Source organism: Ignatzschineria cameli, from assembly GCF_003121895.1.
Taxonomy (GTDB): Bacteria; Pseudomonadota; Gammaproteobacteria; order Cardiobacteriales; family Wohlfahrtiimonadaceae; genus Ignatzschineria; species Ignatzschineria cameli.
In genome coordinates this window covers 279445-297634 of the sequence record NZ_QEWW01000003.1, presented here as the reverse complement: position 1 = coordinate 297634, position 18190 = coordinate 279445, and the positions used below count along the sequence as shown (strand labels likewise).

Below are 18190 nucleotides of genomic sequence, written 5' to 3'. Positions count from 1 at the left end.
CATCAGCTTTTCTTATTATCAATAAGCATGATAGATATATTGGAATTAATCATTTTAAACAATCTCGCGTTTACCGGCTTTGTAAATAGATAGGGTAGGTCTAGAGTAGTAGACATGAAGCCGGCACCAAAGATGCCATTCCGCGGGCATTCAATAGTGATAAGAATGAAATAGTAGGCTCCCGCGGCTCCGCTCATTGTCTTAGTGGGTAGATCTATTGATATTGAAGATCAATTTTAAGTCGTAGAACGATCACATATTTGCAGGCAAGTGATCAATAAAAGCTTGCCGTAGTGATTTCTCGCGACTCATCAGTCTCTGTTTATTCAATAGATTCTTGGTAAAGCATTGGTAATAAAGTCTAGGAAGCCGAGAACTGACTATTTCACTTTTTAACTACTGCATGCCCGTATGCTCGCGAATGAGGCATCTTCGAGCCGGAATTGAATAGAAGTATTAATTTATTATCTATTATTAGGTTTAATTAACCGCCTCAATCTCTCCTCGTTGGGGTTGTCGTTCGCGAGATCTCATTCTGCTATTGCGATTTTTTTCTTCTAATTGTTGATTTTGTTCACTCGCGCGAATGGGAGTGTGTTCATCATAAGGATAGATAATATTTTGCAAAATAAAGAAGAGAATGAGAGCCACTAAAATAGCGAGTAGGGGGACTCCATATCGAATAAGTGCCCTTTGGTAACGAAGAAAGTAGATTAAAGCGACAATAATCATTAAGGCAATAGCAAGTAATATCATAAGATCGGTGTAGCTCCTCTATCATTATATAGTTGGTTTTTAGAGAATAGTTTGGATATAAAATCGGATTGATAGCATTGATTGTTTGATACCTATCAGTCCTTGTTGATACTATTTTTCTTATGTTTCGTTAGCATCTACTCTTAAGTAAGGTTATTTACCGAGTAAATCTTTTTCTGTATATGACTATTTTTTATAGAGACTAGAGTGTATCTGCAAAATTTAAGAGTAGATCCAGATTCTGTTGCCGTGTCTGTTTGGAGATGATAAACCAGTCGACGATAGTCCAGATACCAAAGCCTCCAAGTGTAATTAACTTAAGAATTCCTAATAGAATATTGCCGATATAGAAGCGGTCTACAGCAAAAGAACCAAAGAAAAAAGAGAGTAGCAGTGCTAATGTTGGATCTTTGATGGGTAGAGCATGAAGTGCCGTTTGCTGATTCGGTGTCAGTCGTTGGAGGATAGAGGTAACCGTTGTGAGCGCTTCTTTAGGATACTTATTAGCATTAATGGCTAGATAGGTATTGATAAACTCTTGATTATTACTATTCACGGGAATGTTCCTTCACTCTAAATTGAATTAATTGCGTTAAAATAGGAGGATGTTTTCGCTATTTGATAATCGGTGATCTATTGTTGTGTAAATATGGCGATATGTGAAATTTATAGCTGTAAATTGCCTTCTAGCTCTTTTTTATCATCATATCCTGCCTATTTTATACTAATCGCAATCAAGATTGGGGATAAGATCTCTTATTGTGATGAATAATTGCTATTGAATCATAAGTTCCGAGATCTCTCGAGCTGCCGCTAAGAGAAGAGGGACAACCTCTTTAACAAATTGTTCACGATTACTATAACTCGTTGCCGGACAACTGACAGAGAGAACATATTGGATCCCTTTCGATAGTTTTCCGCGAATGGGGGCGGCGCAGGCAATCATATCGGGTTTGAAATTTTTCCAACTGATAAGATAATCAGAGTTTCTTGCGACCTCAATTTTTTCAATTAACTCATCGACATCTTTTGCGGTAGATGCCGAGTATTGTTTCCATTCAGAAGACCCTTCGTAGCGTGCTCTGATCTCTTCATTACTTAATGATCCAAGTAACATCTGCCCAATAACAGTTGCATATGCCGGCCATCGTGTTCCCACTCGAATATTGGAGGTAAAAGCGCCTAAGGCTTGAATATTATTGAGATAGACAATTTCAATATTATCGAGTAGCGAGAGATGAACCGCGACTTTTGTTTGATCACGCAATTGCTGCATAATTGCGGTCACTTGTTGTGGAATATTCATCGATTCAATCGCTGTGTAACCGAGTTGTAAGACTTTGACGTTAAGTTTGTAACTTTTATGGGGCGTTCTTATCAGGTAGCCACAATATTCTAATGTTTGTACCAATCGAAAGGCACTTGATCGATTAATATCTAAGTTTTTAGCGATCTCACTTAAAGTCATTTCACTCTTTACTGCAGTGAAACTCTCTAAAATTTTTAAACCTCTTACCAATCCTGGCACAAGATATTTTTCCGTATTAATCTCTTCTATCATCGCTAAACTCCTCACTTTTATTCTTATCATTTATCGGGATATTGACTTGTTAAGACTCTCTATTTAGGAAAATAGGCTTGACAAGCTTCTTTTATTAATCGTATTCTTGCATTAATGTTTTATAAAGTAAATGGTGTTTTATATATAAAACTAAATAACTATTAAAATGTCAAAATATTTGAACACTAAAATAGATTAAAAGTAGCTTGAAGCTAGATTAATTAAAATGCCATCTGCTCTATTACAAAAATTTTTATTTTAATAATCGATGATCTACCAATCACAATCTGTCAGAGAACAATAAATATGAGTAGATCACCATTTTCTGATTATTCTTATCGAGCAGGATAGGAATCTTAGAGGAGGAAGAAGATGAAGTGGGTTTCAGTATGCCAAGTGGATGAAATTGAAGAGTATATGCCTAAATCTGTTGATGTCAGTGATATGAAGATCGGGATCTTTCAGGTGGGTGATCACTATTTTGCTATTGAAAATATTTGTCCCCATGCCTATGCGCTCTTAACGGAAGGATTTGTTGAAGATGGTACAGTTGAATGTCCTCTTCATGAAGCTATTTTTGATATTAAAACGGGTAATTTAGAGAGTGGGCCAGGATGCCGTAATTTATTGACCTATCCTGTAAAAGTAGAGGATGGGGCAATTTTGATCGCCCTTGAGCAGTAGAGCTCTATTAGGCCCCATTCTTAAAAGATTTTTATAAAAAAATCTCTATAAAAAAATATTGATAAAAAACGATTTGAAATATTTTTCATTGTTTCATCATCAAAGCAATAAATCGTGATTAACCTCATAATTTAGAGTTCGATTTAAATTCGCTTTAACTTGATTGATTTTAGTTCCTATAGACCTCCATTTCTCTTTTGCTTAACAAGCTGTTGGGTGAAATGGCACTTTTTTGTAAGTGAGATAGTGTTCTGAAGGTTTACAGGTGAAACAGATGAAACAGATAAGAGAGAAAACAGAGGAGGAAGTAGATGGCAAATTATAATGAGAAGCTTAAGACTTGGTTAGAGAATAAACCTAATCCAGATGCAGGTATTAATAATATTCAGATCCCGGGAGATGTGAAACATGTGGTTTGGCAAAATCGAGCACATGAACCATCAGCCTATGAGTTAAGTCTTGTAGAGAACTTAATTACCGCTTTTTCAAAAGGGGCAACAACACTCTCTGAGGTGGTAACGGCCCTTAATGAGCAAGGAATGTTATTAGAAAGTGGCGAACAATTTACAGAAGATCGCTTCGAAGCTGAGATGGCTCGTTTAGGTTACTAAGATTTTAAGAGTGTAGGAGAAGAAGGTTATGACATCTAGAAAATTTAAGGACGCACAAGAGTACCTCAACTTTGGTTTACGTAACCTGTGGCATCCAGTGTTAGCGAGCTGGGAAGTAGGAACGAGTCCTGTGGGAATTACCCGCTTAGGTGAAAATATTGTTGTATGGCGTGATGAAGAGGGGAAAGTTCATGCACTTGAAGATCGCTGCCCACATCGTGGCGCAAGACTCTCTTTAGGTTGGAATTTAGGGAATCGTGTGGCTTGCTGGTATCACGGGGTTGAAGTTCGTTTTGATGGTGTTGTTGAGGATGTTCCTGCTGTTGCCAGTTGTCCTATGACCGGGGCTACTTGTGTGAAGTCGTATCATGTGAAAGAGGTTCATGGTGCTATTTTCCTCTGGTTTGGTGTCGGTGATGAAGCACCTACAGAACTCACTTTTCCGGAGCAACTCGATAGTGATGAGTGGAGTCATTTCCTCTGTATTGCAGATTGGAAAGTCAATTATCAATATGCAGTTGATAATGTGATGGATCCTATGCATGGAACTTATCTTCACTCCGTTTCTCACTCAATGTCTGAGGGTGATCGCCAAGCGGAGATGAGTCTGAAAATGACGAAGACAGGTTTTATCTTTGAGAAAGATGGTCAATCTGGGGTGAATTTTGACTGGGTTGAATATGGGGAGACGGGCGGTGCGTGGCTACGACTCTCTATTCCGTATCAATCTAAATTTGGTCCTGGTGGAAGTTTCTGGATTGTAGGTTTCGCGACCCCTATTGATGAGCATAATACTCGTGTTTTCTTCTGGCGTTGTCGCAAAGTTTCAGGCTGGGAACGTAATACTTGGCGTTTTATGTATCGCAATCATTTAGAGGGCTTGCACTGGGATGTCTTAGAGCAGGATCGTATTATTTTAGAGCTCTTAGCTCCAGATGCACGAGAGCATGAGTTCCTCTATCAACATGATGTTGGGATCACTCGTCTTCGCCGTACTTTTAAGCGTGAGGCGGAGAAGCAATTTAAGGCGTATGAGGCGTATCAAGCGAGTCGAGCAAATGTAGATGCTGTTGGCGCGACTATCCATCCTGCTGAATAATTGGGGTCATAATGAAGAGATTATTAGAGGATAGATATATTGTGATCACCGGTGCTGCTCGGGGGTTAGGGTATCACTTTACCCGTGTGGCATTAGAAGCAGGTGCGACAGTATTAATGGTCGATATCTTAGGAGATCTGTTAAAAGAGAGAGCGGAAGCATTCCAGGCGGAAGGCTTAGCTGCCTCCTATATTATCGCAGATTTAAGTCAACCCGAAGCAATCGATCAAGTGGCGACAACTGTTGCGCAAGCATGGCCCTATGTGAATGGTTTAATCAATTGCGCAGCTCTTGCTACCGGCGTTGGGGGTGTGGATATGATGGATTATGATCCTGACCTTTGGGATCGAGTGATGACTATCAATGTAAAAGGCACTTGGTTGATGACGCAAGCGATGGTTCCTTTTCTTAAAAAATCGGGTGCAGGGCGAGTGGTTAATATCGCCTCTGATACCGCTTTATGGGGAGCTCCCAGATTGATGGCTTATACCGCAAGTAAAGGGGCTATTTTAGCAATGACCCGTTCCATGGCTCGTGAATTGGGAGAGTTTAATATTACAGTTAATAGTCTCTCTCCAGGATTAACACTTGTCGAGGCGACCGAGTATGTACCGGCAGAGCGCCACTCGCTCTATGTTAATGGCCGAGCGATCCAACGGGAACAACTTCCGGAAGATGTCAGTGGCACGGCGCTCTACCTACTCTCTGATCTTGCTTCTTTTGTGACAGGGCAAAATATCCCAGTTAATGGTGGCTTTGTTTTTAATTAGGCCTTCATTTTAGAACTTATGAGGGTTTAGTAGAGAGAGTATTGCGCATTTTACCCCCCCCCCAATTTGTTCGAGTGATTCGGACATTTCAGCGAGGAGCTTATAGATGTTAAATGGAATTAAAACATTAAAATTTGGTGTTGAAGATATTGCAAAGTCGAAGCAGTATCTTGCAGACTTTGGTCTTAATGAGGTCGAAAGTGATATTGAGCGGGCGGCAAAATATCAGCTTAGTAATGGTAGTTCAATCTACGTCTTTGCGATTGATGATGAGCGCTTACCTCCGGCATTTGAAGGCGGATCTACTTTAAGAGAAGTGACATGGGCTGCTAATCGTCAGCAAGATATAGCAACTTTAGCGGAGCGACTCCGCTCAGAGCCAGGATATCACTTTGCAGATGGTATTATTCAGTGTCAAGATCCAAACGGAATGACACTCCGTTTTGAGGAGGCGATTTTAAAGGCAGATTTAGAGGCCACATCGCTTCCTATCAATCAGTTTGGGCGAATTAATCGCATCAATGCTCCAAGCCCTGTCTATGAGAAGGCAGCTCCTGTAGCAATCGGACATGTGGTCTTCTTTACCCCGGATTTAGAAAAGACGCAGCAGTTTTATGAAGAGAAGTTAGGCTTCTATCTTTCAGATGCCTATCGTGGGCGTGGCGCCTTTATGCGTTGTGCAGCAGAAGGTTGGCACCATGATCTCTTCTTATTGAAACTGCCACAACGTGAAACAGCGGGGCTCAATCATGTTGCCTTTGTAGTGCGAGATATTCATGAGGTGATTGGTGGGGGGCTCAATATGAATCGACTCAAATGGGATTCCTTTATCGGTCCTGGTCGTCATCCTGTCTCATCGGCTTACTTTTGGTATGTTCATTCACCTTTAGGTGGCGCTTTTGAGTATTACACCAATGATGATTATGTGACGCCGGCATGGACCCCCCGAGTCTATGATTATGCGCTTGAGCTCTTTACGGAGTGGGCGATTGAGGGTGGCCTGGATCATGAAACACGACGCCAGGTCAAAGAATCTTAAAGCGTCACTATTGTTTCATGTGAAACCTGTTATCAAAATAGAAAAAAGAGGGAGAGAAGATGGAGAGAGTGGTTATTATTGGGGGTGGACAGGCATCTGCTTGGGCTGCTTATACCTTAAGAGAAGAGGGCTTTGAGGGTGAGATTGCCGTGATTTCAGATGAATCACAACTCTTTTATGAAAGACCACCATTATCGAAGCAGGTATTGCTTGGAGAGATGGATCATCAAAATCTCCATTTCTTCCCACCAGAGAAGATTGCGGCGCTCAATTTGATACTCTACGCACCCCTCTCTGCTACCAAAATCGATCGTGATAAACAGGTGGTCACACTCTCAGATGGTTCATCGCTTCTTTACGATAAGCTTCTGATTGCGACCGGCAGTCAAGCACGAGTTCCTGTTGATGCCTGGCGATCTCTACCTAATCTCTTCACACTGCGCACAGTTGAGGATAGTTTAGCATTGCAGCGCGCTCTCCCATCGATTAAGTCACTTGCAATTATTGGTGGAGGTTGGATCGGTTTAGAGATTGCTTCTTCTCTACGGAAACAGGGTTGTGCTGTCACATTATTAGAGTTAGGCGAGCGCCTCTGTGCGCGAAGTGTATCGGTCGAAGTCTCTGATTTTATCGAATCGATTCATCATGAAGAGGGTGTTGAGCTCTGTTTTGAATGTGGACTTCTCGATATTGTGGCAGAAGATGGAAAATTGACTCTTCTTCGTGATGGGAAGAAGTGGCGAAGCTTTGATGCAATTGTTGTTGGTGCCGGCGCTCATATCAATAAGGAACTTGCCGTTGAAGCAGGACTTGAGACACGAGATGGCATAGTTGTGGATCACTATTGTCAAACGAGCGATCCCCATATCTATGCGGCAGGTGATGTGGCGATCCATCCAGATTTAGGCTTCTCTATCCAGTCTTGGGCAAACGCGCAACATCAAGGGGTTATTGCGGCGAAGGCGATGTTAGGAGAAGAACGGGCAACACCTTACCGGGAAACACCTTGGCTCTGGTCTGACCAATATGATTGTAATATTCAGATTTTAGGTACTCCGGTTGGGCTTGATGTTACGGAAGTTGTTGTGCGTGATAGCGGGCCACGACAGAAGAGCTTTTTCTATCTGACGCCAGAAGGTCGATTGCAATATTTGGTCTCGATCAATGATGCGAGAGTTGTACAGATTGCAAAGCGTTGGATCAAGGCAGATAGAGTCTTAAAGGCAATAGAGATCGGTGATCCTGCTTTCAATGTGATGACATTACGATAATGAAGATTCATTGAGCAGTATTGATCAGAGTCCCTATTCCTACTATAGGCAACCTTAATCATAGAGGTGAGTGCCTCATGGCAGGAGTAGGGGTGAAAAATGGGAAGAGTGCAAGATGAGGGGAGAGAAGAGCATACTAGTAGAGCAGTAATAAAATAGTGGTATAACAACGATATAACAATAGAACAGCAATAATAAATAGTAATAACAATAAGAGATAAGAATAGAGACCACCATCGACATAACACATCAATTGCCGGTATCAAGAGATCGGCTCGGATTAAGTCTATGCGTAGGGATATCTACTAGGAGGAGTTTTATGAAAGAAGCGTTAGCTGAAAGGCTACCTTTTGTACCCAAAAATTTAATAGCACACTGGACGCCTGCAACGATCTTAATGATCTGTGTAGTCTTGGCCTTCTTCGATAAAATCAGTATAGCGGTACTCTTCTCAGATCCCGCATTTCAAGCCACAATGGGAGTGGTAGAGGATAAGAGTCGACTCGGTTGGTTGATGACTAGCTTTCTTCTCTCCTACGGATTCTCTTCTGTCTTCTTAAGTTTCTTAGGAGATCTCTTTAGTCCCAAAAAGTTAATCTTCTGGTCTGTATTAAGTTGGGGCGTTTTGATGTTAATTATGGGTTTCACCACAACTTATGAAGGAATGTTGGTAAACCGGATTCTATTGGGGATTGCAGAAGGGCCACTATTTGCGCTCTGCTATAGCATTGTTAAGCTCTGTTACTCCGATAAAGAGCAGGCGCGAGCATCAACGATGTTTATCTTAGGAACGCCTATTGGGGCTGCTTTAGGTTTCCCTATTACAGCTTACGTATTGGGAAATTATGATTGGCATACCACTTTCTACGTGATGGGTGGCTTAACTTTAATTGCGACAATTTTAGTCCATTATGGTTTGCGTAATGTTGAAGTTTCAGGACGTAAGAAGGTCGTTAAAAGCGCTCACGGTGCGAATCTTAAGCGATTGATGCGTAATGGACCTTTCTGGTTAGTCTGCTTCTTTAATATCGCTTTGATGACATACCTCTGGGGATTAAACAGCTGGATTCCGACCTATTTGATGGAGGAGAAAGGATTTAACTTGAAGGAGTTTGGCGCACTCTCGATGATTCCATTTATTGGGATGTTAATTGGGGAAATTGGGGGCGCACTCTATTCTGATCGTTTCTCTATTCGTCGCGCGCCTCAAGTCTTTATCGGTCTATTAGGTGCCGGGATCGCTATGTATCTGATGGTGATCGTAGAGAGCAATCTATTAGTGATTACGATGATGACTATTAGCTCTTTAATGTGGGGTGTATCTGTATCGGCAGTCTTTGCACTACTTTCAAATGTGAGTGATCGAGATGTTGCAACAACAGCCGGAGGAATTTTCAATGGGCTTGCAAACTTCACTAGTGCCATTGTACCGGTTCTCATCGCTTATATTGTCGCATTTTCTGGCAATTTTAATACCGGCATTATCTTCCTTGCTGCTGTTGCTGTCGCAGGATCAATGATTCTCGCTCCACTATTGAGACGTTATTAGGTAAATCGTTGTCTTAAAAGGCTAAATCAGATCATTTTAATAAAATTTTTACAAAGTAGTTTCTAGCTACTGTTTATAAGAGAAGTTTATAAAAATATTTTATCGAGAGCCCAAAGGGGATCTTATTTATCAAGATTTATTCACAAAGGAGAATAGAGATGACTAGAGAATTTGAAACTTGGAATCGCCCAGAAGGCAAAAGTTTAGAAGAGTGGATGAATACCCGTATCGCACGCTTAGAAGATCGTAAGTACGATTTTGATGCACTGAAGTTTCAAGCCGATTATGACCCTAAATATCGCCGTGCACAGATGCGTTATATGGGGACAGGGGCAACAGGTGTTGCATCAGATAGTAATACCGTACCAGCAGAAAATTTTACCTTCTCAACAATGGTTTTACCGGCACAATGTGAGGGACCTCTTCATCTGCATGATGATGTGGAAGAGGTTTTTTTCCTTCTAAGAGGTTCAATCGAGCTCTTCTTAGAAGATAAAGGGGAGAAATATTCGGTCATCTTAAAGGAGCGTGATCTGATCTCTATTCCTCCAGGTATCTATCGTGGACTTTATAACTATACACAAGAGGATGCCTTAATGTGTGTCATGTTAGGAACCTCTAAGCCAAAGATCCCTACCTATCCGGAAGATCATCCGCTCTCTAAAGTAAAACGAAATTAATAGAGAAAGTGATGTGGGTAAGATGTGAGTGATATATGGCTCTATATGATCAGATGTAATCAAAATAAAAGTCTGGTTAAGGGGCAATGGTCAAGGCCTATTGAGCTCACATTGCCAAAATGGGGTGAGAGATTTTGATCACTCACTCTCTTTTTAAGTGGTGATAGATCATTGAGAGGAGATGTTATGAATCAGATTGAGTATCAATTAGCACCAAAGAGTGGTATCGAATATTTAGAGAAGAAGGGGGAAGGAATACCTTTTATTCTACTTCATGGAATCAGCTCGGGGGCATACTCTTGGATAAAGCAGCTTCAGGATTGTGACATTTCCGCTCACCTTATTGCTTGGAATGCGCCAGGATATGGCAAAAGTGAAGAGTTAATGAGTGATACACCATCTGCGGCAGATTATGCTGAGCGTCTTTTAGCATTTATCAATGAGTTAGAGTTTGAGCGTATCATCTTGGTGGGTCACTCTCTTGGAGCGATGATGGCAGCTTCTTTTGCCGCACAATATCCAGAATATTTAGAGAAGTTGCAATTGATTGCGCCGGCACAGGGATATGCCGATAAGAGTGCTTCTGTTAAAGCGGAAATTTATCAGCGCCGACCACAACTATTGGCTCGGTTAGGAAATATCGGAATGGCAAAAGAGCGAGGACCTTACCTGCTTGGAGATCCTTCTGCTGAGAATATGGCCATTGTTAGTGAGGTCTCTAAACGTTTAACCATGGAGGGTTTTACTAATGCCTCCTATCTGCTTGCTTACGATTCAATCGATCGAGCATTGTCGCAGATTGAGCCACAATTGTTGATTGATCTCTATTTTGGTCTCAACGATGGTATTACTCCACCCGATGGGATGTGGGCACTCAAAGAGCGATATCCGCGTCTTAATCTCATTGAGGTTGCCGATGCGGGACACCTTGCCTATATCGATGCGCCACTCTTTTTTAAGGAGAGACTCTTTTAAGGCTGTTTCAGAATAATCCTGTTCCTAGAGATCCTTCCATTTTTGTATTTCTACGCTATTTCATTTCTATATTTTGAAGAAGTTGATGAAGCAGAGAGTAATAGGTAGCAACAGGTAACTACAGATAGTGACAATTAGACAGCTACCAATAGAGAGTGGGCGGATTGAGGAGTAAGGGGTAAATGAGATAAGAGGATCGACTCCTCTATGGGGAAATTAACAAGTTGCCGGATAAGTGCCGGCAAGATCATTGCAAGATGATCGATAAAATTATTATAGAAAAGAGCAGATGGAATCAGATGAGATCAGAGAGGATCAGCTGAGATCATAAATTATAGAAAGATGAGGAGGCAGTCGATGAGTTTTGGTGTAGAGAATCGGGTCGCAATCGTGACGGGAGGATCGTCAGGTATCGGTTTAGAGACGGTAAAATTACTCTTACAAGGAGGCGCTAAAGTTGCTTGGTGTGGACGTAATCAGGCGCGTCTTGAAGCCTCTTTAGCAGAGGTAAAAGCAGCATTTCCGGAAGTTTCATCCTCCGATATGTTAATTGTTGTTGCCGATGTTTTAGATCGTCATTCTGTCGAAATGATGATCACGAAGGTGGTAGATCACTTTGGGGGCATCGATTTTTTAATTAATAATGCCGGGCAGGGAAAAGTAGCTACCTTTGAGGAGACACAAGATGAAGATTGGCTCGGAGAGGTCACTCTTAAATATTTTGGTGTCTTAAATCCGATCAAGGCGGCATTACCTTATTTGGAGCAATCTGATGTTGCTTCAATTACCAATGTTAACTCGCTCTTAGCACTTAAGCCGGAGCGCCATATGATTGCAACATCGGCGGCAAGAGCTGGATTACTCAATCTAAGTAAAACCTTAGCACAAGAGTTCGCTCAAAGAGGGGTAAAGGGGATTCGAGTTAATTCGATCTTAATCGGGATGGTGGAATCAGGTCAGTGGCGCCGACGCTATGAGGATCGATCAGATCGTTCTAAGAGCTGGGAAGAGTGGATCGCCGGTATTGCTCAAGAGCGAGGAATTCCTATGGGGCGTCTCGGTAAGGCAGAAGAAGCTGCGCGAGCACTTCTCTTTCTAGCATCCCCGATGTCCTCTTATACAACAGGATCGGTGATCGATGTCTCCGGCGGATTTAGTCGCGAAATATAATGAAAAGTGCTTTATGGAGATAAGAGAGGGGGAGAGATAATGAAAAAAATTGTAATGGTCGGTTATGGTGCAATGGCACAAGCGGTTATGCCACTACTACCTGCAGATGTCAAAGTTGGCTGGTTGGTGGTGATGCCACAAGATGTGGCTAAAATTCAAGCTGTAGTTGGAGATGATATTAAAGTTGTCAGTACTGTTTCAGCTATTGAGGGGAAACCTGATTGTGCGGTTGAGATGGCAGGACAAGCAGGATTGAAAGCACATATTTTTGATCTTATTGCTGCTGGAATTGATGTTGGGGTGATTTCGGTAGGAAGCTTTGCTGATGAAACGTTTCAGCAGCAGGTTGAAGCGGCAGCAAAAGCGAAAGGGGCAAAGATCGCAATTCTATCGGGTGCGATCGCCGGTATTGATGGTCTCGCTTCAGCAAAATTGGCAGGATTAGATTCCGTTCTCTATCAAGGAAGAAAAAATCCTCGTAGTTGGAAGGGAAGTTATGCCGAAGAGCTTGTGGATATTGATCAATTAAAGAGTGCAACAACCTTCTTTAAGGGGAGCGCAAGAGAGGCGGCAAAACGTTTTCCTGCCAATGCGAATGTTGCAGCAACTTTAGCGCTTGCGGGTATAGGTATGGATGCAACGGAAGTTGAGCTGATTGCAGATCCTGCGGTAGCACGAAATCAACATAAAATAGTGGCAGAGGGCGTATTTGGAGCAATGGAGATTCTTATGATGGGTGTTCCCTTAGAGAGTAATCCTAAGACCTCGATGTTAGCGGCGTTAAGTGTTGCGCGTTTCTGTCGTCAACTAGATGATGTGATCCTGATTTAGAATTATTGGGAGAGAAGGAGTCATTGTGAAAAAGATATTTTTAGCCGGTGAATGGAGATTAGGTCGTGGAGAGCCTTCAAAGAGCTTTTTTCCTGCCGATATGAGTCTTAATGCGGAGTTTTCTACAGCTTCTTTAGAGGATGTGGAGGAGGCAATTGTTGCTGCTGATCGAGCATGGAGAGATCCCTCTTGGCGTGATCTATTACCGACTGAGCGAGCGAGAATCCTCTTTAAATTTGCCGATATTTTAGAGCGGGATCGTGAGGCGCTTGCACAGCTTCAGACGCGAGATAATGGTAAGCCTCTCTATGAAACACGAGGATTAGTTGCAAGCGCAATAGCGACAACCCGTTATGTCGCCTCTACATTGGAGACAATGGATAATGAGTTAACAAATCAGCGAATGCATGATGCGATTACACTGAGTCTCTATGAACCGTTAGGCGTCATTGCTGCCATTACACCTTGGAACTCTCCGATCGCCTCTGAAGTACAGAAGTTGATTCCTGCCTTAGCTGGGGGGAATGCGGTGATCTTAAAGCCGGCTGAAGCCACATCCTTGATTGCGCTAGAATTAGCGGCGTGTTTTGAAGAGGCGGGTTTACCAAAAGGGATCTTAAGTGTTTTACCCGGACGTGGTTCAGTCGTAGGGAATGCGATTGTGAATCATCCATTGGTGAAGAAGATCTCCTTTACCGGCGGGACTAATACCGGAAGAGCACTTGCCCATATTGCGGCAGAGCGACTTATTACAACCTCTTTAGAGCTCGGGGGAAAATCGCCTACGATTGTTTTAGAGGATGCTAATTTAGAGTTAGCTGTTAATGGGGTTATTTATGGTATTTTCAGCTCTGCCGGACAAGCTTGTATTGCCGGTTCTCGTCTCTTTGTGCATCGTTCACTCTATGCTCCTTTTTTAGCAAAATTGATCGAAAAGAGCTCCGCCTTACGTGTGGGGCATCCTGAAGATCCGACAACTCAGGTTGGACCTGTGATTAGCGAGCAACATCTAGAGAGTATCGATCGCTATGTTCAGCAGGCCGTTGCAGAAGGGGGGAAAATCGAGATTGGGGGGAAGCGCTTATTAGAGGGATCATTAGCGAAGGGAAGTTATTATGCTCCGACGATTATTACCGGTTTAAAAAATAGTGATTCTGTCTGTCAAGAGGAGATCTTTGGCCCGGTATTGGTGGTGCTACCTTTTGATGATGAAGCGACCTTAATTGCGGAAGCGAATGATTCCATCTATGGGCTTTCAGCCGGCATCTGGACAGAAAATTATCGTCGTGCATGGCAATTAGCGCGAGTTTTAGAAGCAGGAACAGTATGGGTCAATACCTATAAGAAATTTTCAATCTCTACTCCATTTGGTGGTTATAAAGAGAGTGGTATCGGACGAGAGAAGGGGCGCTTAGGCATCCTCGCTTATATGCAACAAAAGAGTATCTTCTTAAGCTTAGATGAGAGACCTAATCCTTGGTGTGAGTAGTTTAGGATCAGTAGAGAAGAAGAAAAAAGATAGAAAACAGATAGAAAACAGATAGGAAAAAGAGCAGCGCTGCTGAAGATCACGTAGTAATTGAATAGAGATCGGTGCAGATTAGATGCCGTAGGAGAAAAGAATGAAGGTAACAGTTGGAGAAGCGATTGCACGTTTACTAGAGGCGCATGGTGTTGAGGATGTTTATGGCGTTATTTCGATCCATAATCTTCCCATTGCAGATGCGATTGGGCGTCGGGAGAGGATCAATTTTGTCTGCTCTCGTGGAGAAGCGGGTTGTTTAACAATGGCTGATGCTCATGCTCGTTTTAAGGGGTTAGGGGTTGCGATTACAAGTACGGGTGCCGGTGCGGGGAATGCGGTTGGGTCTTTGATTGAGGCTTGTAATGCTGCAAGTCCGGTATTACATATTACCGGTCAAGTTGAGCGAGAGTATCTCGATCGAGATGCTTCATTTATTCATGAAGCAAAAGATCAATTAACTTTTTTAAAGGCCGCGAGCAAAGCCGCCTATCGTATTATGAGTCCCGATAATGCCATCGGTATTATGCGTGAAGCGATTCGTGTGGCACAAACTGTACCGATGGGGCCTGTGAGTGTGGAGATCCCGATCGATATTCAAGCGATGGAGATTGAGCTACCTAAAGAGCTCTCACCGGTGGGTGCTCTACAGTTACCCGCCATAGAGAGTAGCGCTTTAGATAATGTTGCAAATGCATTAAGAGCAGCTAAACGACCCATCTTATGGATCGGTGGCGGTTGTTTAGGGGCAGAAGCGGAAGTGAAGGCCTTAGCCGATCTTGGTATTCCCGTTCTCTCATCGACCCATGCAAGAGGAGTATTACCGGATCATCATCCTCGTAGCTTAGGCGCTTTTCATAACTCCCAAAAGGTTGAGGAGCTTCTACAATCTGCAGATATTGCATTGGTGGTAGGATCTCGTCTGCGAAGCAATGAGACAAAGACCTATAGCATTCAATTTCCAGAGAAATTGATTCAAATTGATGCCAATCCGGTTGCACAGCAGAGAAACTACTGTGTTGATCACTTTATCTGTGCGGATGCAAAAGCATCATTAGCTTATCTTGCGATAAAATTAGCAGATCACTCCTTTATCGATCCGGCATATGACCAAGAGATTAAAGCTGCAAAAGAAGCCGCAATTGCCGCTTTAACAGAGCAATTAGGTCCTTATGCAGAGATCTGTTTTGCGCTTCGAAAAGCTTTGCCGGAGAGCGGTATTTTAGTACGAGATATCACAATGTCTGGTAGTACTTGGGGGAGTCGACTCTTCCCTGTACAAGCCCCCCTTCGCAATATTCACTCTTTAGCCGGTGCTATCGGCTTAGGTTTAGCGCATGGGATCGGATCGGCGATTGCTAATCGGGATAAGAAAGTTGTCGCTCTTGTGGGAGATGGCGGTTTAATGCTCGGCATTGGCGAGATTGCAACGATGGTTCAGGAGAAGCTGAATATGGTGTTGTTAGTGATGAATGATCAGGGTTATGGTGTGATGCGTGGCATTCAAAATAACTATTTTGGTGGACGTCAATACTATAATGAGCTTCATACGCCGAGCTATAAAAAGCTAGGGGAGTCGATGGGATGTGTCAGCTTTTTAGCAAGTTCTGTTGAGGAGTTTGAATCGGTAATAAGCGAGGCGATGGCTATTGATGGGCCTACTGTTGTTGAGGTCGATATGACAGCTATCGGTCCTTTAAACTTCGCAGGTCCGCCTCAGAAGAAGCTCTATTAAAGAGAGTCAAATTCAAGAGAATCAGCTTCAGTATCTGTATTGAGAGAGAGCCGTTATCATTGAAAGGTAACGGCTCTTTTTTGTGAGCCTCCTGCTTTTGACCTTTCTATGATATCTTGAAAGGAGAGTCCTTTTTTAGGCTATTTTAGGAGCACTTTTAAGGAGAGCAGAATGAAGCAGAATGAGAGAGATGGGGGTGCGAAATTAACACCGGCGAAGCAGCGTCATTTATCAGATAATCTATCCGATAATCATAATCTATCGAAAGGCTCACCATCTTATGGAGCCGATCGATCGCTAGAATCGGAATTTTCGCTATTGAAAAATTATGATCAGGCAGAGCGCTATCTTCGAGAGGTCGATCTTGATGCGCGTGCTTCACTCTCGCAAGATCCTAATCTGCAGAAGGCAAAATCAGCTTTTTCTCGTTGTGAGTCGATTCTTAATGAAGCAACATTTAAGGTGCGCCGGATTAGAATTAAAAATCTGCGTCGATTGAATGATTTAGAGATCACTTTCGATGATCGACTTACCGTCCTGATAGGCGAGAATGCAACAGGAAAGACCACTGTTTGTGAGTGTTTAACGAAGGGGCTCTCTTGGGTACTCAATGCGATTAATCGCGAAGAGGAGGCAGGTTTAGAGATCGCTGAGGAGGAGATTAAAAGTGGTGAAAATAGGGCGGAGATCTCTCTTGAGATGGAGGTTGATGCACATAATAAGATCCACTTTATGCTTGAACGTTCGCTGCAAGAGGGAGCAATTGCCCAACGCTCCGATTTTAGTGAACTCAATGCCTATGCTAAAGTAATCCGAGATTGCATCACTTTCAATGATTGTAATATTACGCTTCCCCTTTTTATCTTCTACAGTGTCAATCGTCCTAATTTTGTGCGAGGGGCACGTAAAATTCATCTTCATCGGGCAAGTGCATACGATTATGCGTTAGATGATAAGGTTCGAATTTCCGATATGATTGAGTGGTTTGTGATGTTAGAGAATCTCTCTCGTCAAGAATCGGGAACTGAATTGCGAGATCTTCATCAATTTAAAGCGCTCTTAGAGCAGACGGCAACGGAATTTGTCGAAGCCCATCAAAATGGGGATCCGATGAAACAGGTTTTAGTAGATGATATGTTATCGGATTTGAAGCGTAAGATTGAAGAGACCGATGAGAAAATCGCCGCACTTCAATGTCGTCCTCTTAATACTGCACAGAAATTAAAAGAGATCGTCAATGAGATTGTGTGTGATCTTATCCCTAATGCAACCGGAATTTTTGTCGATCGTTCTACAGGAAAAGATCGGGTTGTTCTCTCTATCTATGGGGAGTTGCATGATATTCAACATCTCTCCCATGGGCAACGCTCTGTGCTCTTTATGGTGGCAGATCTGATCTCAAGATTAGAGATCTTAAACCCCCATTTAGAGGATCCGCGTGAGAGTCCCGGAGTTGTGATTATTGATGAGATTGAGCTCCATCTTCACCCTACATGGCAGCAGACGATTATCGATTCCTTACTCAAAATCTTTCCTAATATGCAATTTATTATTACAACGCATAGCCCACAAGTTATCTCCACTGTTCATAAAGATCGAATTCGCTTTCTGAAAAATGATTTTGAAACCAATCGTGTTCGAGTTCATTCCCCAAGCTTTCAGACTCGAGGCCTCTCTTCAGATAATATCTTGTTGCGCATCTTAAATATTGCGGATGTTCCTGATGTGTACGAACATCAACAATATCAGCAGTTAGAGAAGATGATTGAAAATGGCTTAGATGAGACGCCGGAAGGGGAGGCGCTCTATCTGATGTTAGAGAAGCATTTTGGTCGAGAGAGTATCGAGATGGAGAAGCTTCGTCATCAGAAAAAATTGCAACAGCTCAAAGCGCGACTGCGTAATCGAAGACCTGCTCAGGAGAGAAAGGAGTAGGG

Annotated in this window: 17 protein-coding genes; 14 read left to right on the top strand and 3 right to left on the bottom strand. The window is 42.6% G+C overall.

The window, feature by feature from the left end; all coding sequences use genetic code 11:
* Positions 1-480 precede the first annotated feature (480 nt).
* From DC077_RS06680 to DC077_RS06670, 3 genes are all read right to left on the bottom strand, one after another.
* Entirely contained in the window at positions 481-756 is a 276-nt protein-coding gene (locus DC077_RS06680; protein ID WP_109201547.1) for a hypothetical protein, read from the bottom strand.
* A gap of 202 nt (positions 757-958) precedes the next feature.
* The gene (locus tag DC077_RS06675; protein WP_157953504.1) at positions 959-1312 is read right to left on the bottom strand and encodes a TM2 domain-containing protein; all 354 of its coding nucleotides are present in this window, start codon (positions 1310-1312) and stop codon (positions 959-961) included.
* A gap of 219 nt (positions 1313-1531) precedes the next feature.
* A complete protein-coding gene (locus DC077_RS06670; RefSeq protein ID WP_162297638.1) occupies positions 1532-2317 on the bottom strand; it encodes an IclR family transcriptional regulator in 786 nt (261 codons plus the stop codon).
* Between the two features lie 372 nt (positions 2318-2689).
* On the opposite strand from DC077_RS06670, the gene DC077_RS06665 reads away from it, so the two are divergent.
* The 14 genes from DC077_RS06665 to ptuA all read left to right on the top strand — a co-directional run bounded on the left by DC077_RS06665 (position 2690) and on the right by ptuA (position 18188).
* On the top strand, positions 2690-3001 hold the full coding sequence (locus DC077_RS06665; RefSeq protein ID WP_109201549.1) for a non-heme iron oxygenase ferredoxin subunit: 312 nt from the start codon (positions 2690-2692) through the stop codon (positions 2999-3001).
* A gap of 311 nt (positions 3002-3312) precedes the next feature.
* Positions 3313-3612 (top strand): recombinase-like helix-turn-helix domain-containing protein, encoded by a 300-nt coding sequence (locus tag DC077_RS06660; RefSeq protein ID WP_109201550.1) that lies wholly within the window; start codon positions 3313-3315, stop codon positions 3610-3612.
* 28 nt (positions 3613-3640) lie between these two features.
* Positions 3641-4711, top strand: coding sequence for an aromatic ring-hydroxylating oxygenase subunit alpha (locus DC077_RS06655; RefSeq protein WP_109201551.1), 1071 nt, complete (start codon positions 3641-3643; stop codon positions 4709-4711).
* An 11-nt stretch (positions 4712-4722) separates the two neighbouring features.
* Entirely contained in the window at positions 4723-5481 is a 759-nt protein-coding gene (locus tag DC077_RS06650; RefSeq protein ID WP_109201552.1) for an SDR family oxidoreductase, read from the top strand.
* A 106-nt stretch (positions 5482-5587) separates the two neighbouring features.
* A complete protein-coding gene (locus DC077_RS06645; protein ID WP_109217901.1) occupies positions 5588-6520 on the top strand; it encodes a VOC family protein in 933 nt (310 codons plus the stop codon).
* 59 nt (positions 6521-6579) lie between these two features.
* Positions 6580-7791: an NAD(P)/FAD-dependent oxidoreductase gene (locus DC077_RS06640; protein WP_109201554.1), complete on the top strand. Its 1212-nt coding sequence runs from the start codon at positions 6580-6582 to the stop codon at positions 7789-7791.
* A gap of 319 nt (positions 7792-8110) precedes the next feature.
* Positions 8111-9340: an MFS transporter gene (locus tag DC077_RS06635; RefSeq protein WP_109201555.1), complete on the top strand. Its 1230-nt coding sequence runs from the start codon at positions 8111-8113 to the stop codon at positions 9338-9340.
* A 158-nt stretch (positions 9341-9498) separates the two neighbouring features.
* Positions 9499-10020: a cupin domain-containing protein gene (locus tag DC077_RS06630; RefSeq protein WP_109201556.1), complete on the top strand. Its 522-nt coding sequence runs from the start codon at positions 9499-9501 to the stop codon at positions 10018-10020.
* 186 nt (positions 10021-10206) lie between these two features.
* Positions 10207-10995, top strand: coding sequence for an alpha/beta fold hydrolase (locus tag DC077_RS06625; RefSeq protein WP_109201557.1), 789 nt, complete (start codon positions 10207-10209; stop codon positions 10993-10995).
* Between the two features lie 357 nt (positions 10996-11352).
* On the top strand, positions 11353-12165 hold the full coding sequence (locus DC077_RS06620; RefSeq protein ID WP_109201558.1) for an SDR family oxidoreductase: 813 nt from the start codon (positions 11353-11355) through the stop codon (positions 12163-12165).
* Between the two features lie 39 nt (positions 12166-12204).
* On the top strand, positions 12205-12996 hold the full coding sequence (locus tag DC077_RS06615) for an aspartate dehydrogenase (RefSeq protein WP_109201559.1): 792 nt from the start codon (positions 12205-12207) through the stop codon (positions 12994-12996).
* A gap of 22 nt (positions 12997-13018) precedes the next feature.
* On the top strand, positions 13019-14485 hold the full coding sequence (locus DC077_RS06610; RefSeq protein ID WP_109201560.1) for an aldehyde dehydrogenase: 1467 nt from the start codon (positions 13019-13021) through the stop codon (positions 14483-14485).
* A 133-nt stretch (positions 14486-14618) separates the two neighbouring features.
* Positions 14619-16253, top strand: coding sequence for a thiamine pyrophosphate-binding protein (locus DC077_RS06605; RefSeq protein ID WP_109201561.1), 1635 nt, complete (start codon positions 14619-14621; stop codon positions 16251-16253).
* 171 nt (positions 16254-16424) lie between these two features.
* Entirely contained in the window at positions 16425-18188 is a 1764-nt protein-coding gene (gene ptuA / locus DC077_RS06600; RefSeq protein ID WP_109201562.1) for a retron Ec78 anti-phage system effector ATPase PtuA, read from the top strand.
* Positions 18189-18190: the final 2 nt, after the last annotated feature.

What these genes read in the sequence shown, in the direction of transcription:
- DC077_RS06680 (WP_109201547.1), bottom strand. Translation starts at nt 756, where the DNA reads ATGATATTACTTGCTATTGCCTTAATGATTATTGTCGCTTTAATCTAC.
- DC077_RS06670 (WP_162297638.1), bottom strand. Translation starts at nt 2,317, where the DNA reads ATGATAGAAGAGATTAATACGGAAAAATATCTTGTGCCAGGATTGGTA.
- DC077_RS06665 (WP_109201549.1), top strand. Translation starts at nt 2,690, where the DNA reads ATGAAGTGGGTTTCAGTATGCCAAGTGGATGAAATTGAAGAGTATATG.
- DC077_RS06660 (WP_109201550.1), top strand. Translation starts at nt 3,313, where the DNA reads ATGGCAAATTATAATGAGAAGCTTAAGACTTGGTTAGAGAATAAACCT.
- DC077_RS06655 (WP_109201551.1), top strand. Translation starts at nt 3,641, where the DNA reads ATGACATCTAGAAAATTTAAGGACGCACAAGAGTACCTCAACTTTGGT.
- DC077_RS06650 (WP_109201552.1), top strand. Translation starts at nt 4,723, where the DNA reads ATGAAGAGATTATTAGAGGATAGATATATTGTGATCACCGGTGCTGCT.
- DC077_RS06645 (WP_109217901.1), top strand. Translation starts at nt 5,588, where the DNA reads ATGTTAAATGGAATTAAAACATTAAAATTTGGTGTTGAAGATATTGCA.
- DC077_RS06640 (WP_109201554.1), top strand. Translation starts at nt 6,580, where the DNA reads ATGGAGAGAGTGGTTATTATTGGGGGTGGACAGGCATCTGCTTGGGCT.
- DC077_RS06635 (WP_109201555.1), top strand. Translation starts at nt 8,111, where the DNA reads ATGAAAGAAGCGTTAGCTGAAAGGCTACCTTTTGTACCCAAAAATTTA.
- DC077_RS06630 (WP_109201556.1), top strand. Translation starts at nt 9,499, where the DNA reads ATGACTAGAGAATTTGAAACTTGGAATCGCCCAGAAGGCAAAAGTTTA.
- DC077_RS06625 (WP_109201557.1), top strand. Translation starts at nt 10,207, where the DNA reads ATGAATCAGATTGAGTATCAATTAGCACCAAAGAGTGGTATCGAATAT.
- DC077_RS06620 (WP_109201558.1), top strand. Translation starts at nt 11,353, where the DNA reads ATGAGTTTTGGTGTAGAGAATCGGGTCGCAATCGTGACGGGAGGATCG.
- DC077_RS06615 (WP_109201559.1), top strand. Translation starts at nt 12,205, where the DNA reads ATGAAAAAAATTGTAATGGTCGGTTATGGTGCAATGGCACAAGCGGTT.
- DC077_RS06605 (WP_109201561.1), top strand. Translation starts at nt 14,619, where the DNA reads ATGAAGGTAACAGTTGGAGAAGCGATTGCACGTTTACTAGAGGCGCAT.
- ptuA (WP_109201562.1), top strand. Translation starts at nt 16,425, where the DNA reads ATGAAGCAGAATGAGAGAGATGGGGGTGCGAAATTAACACCGGCGAAG.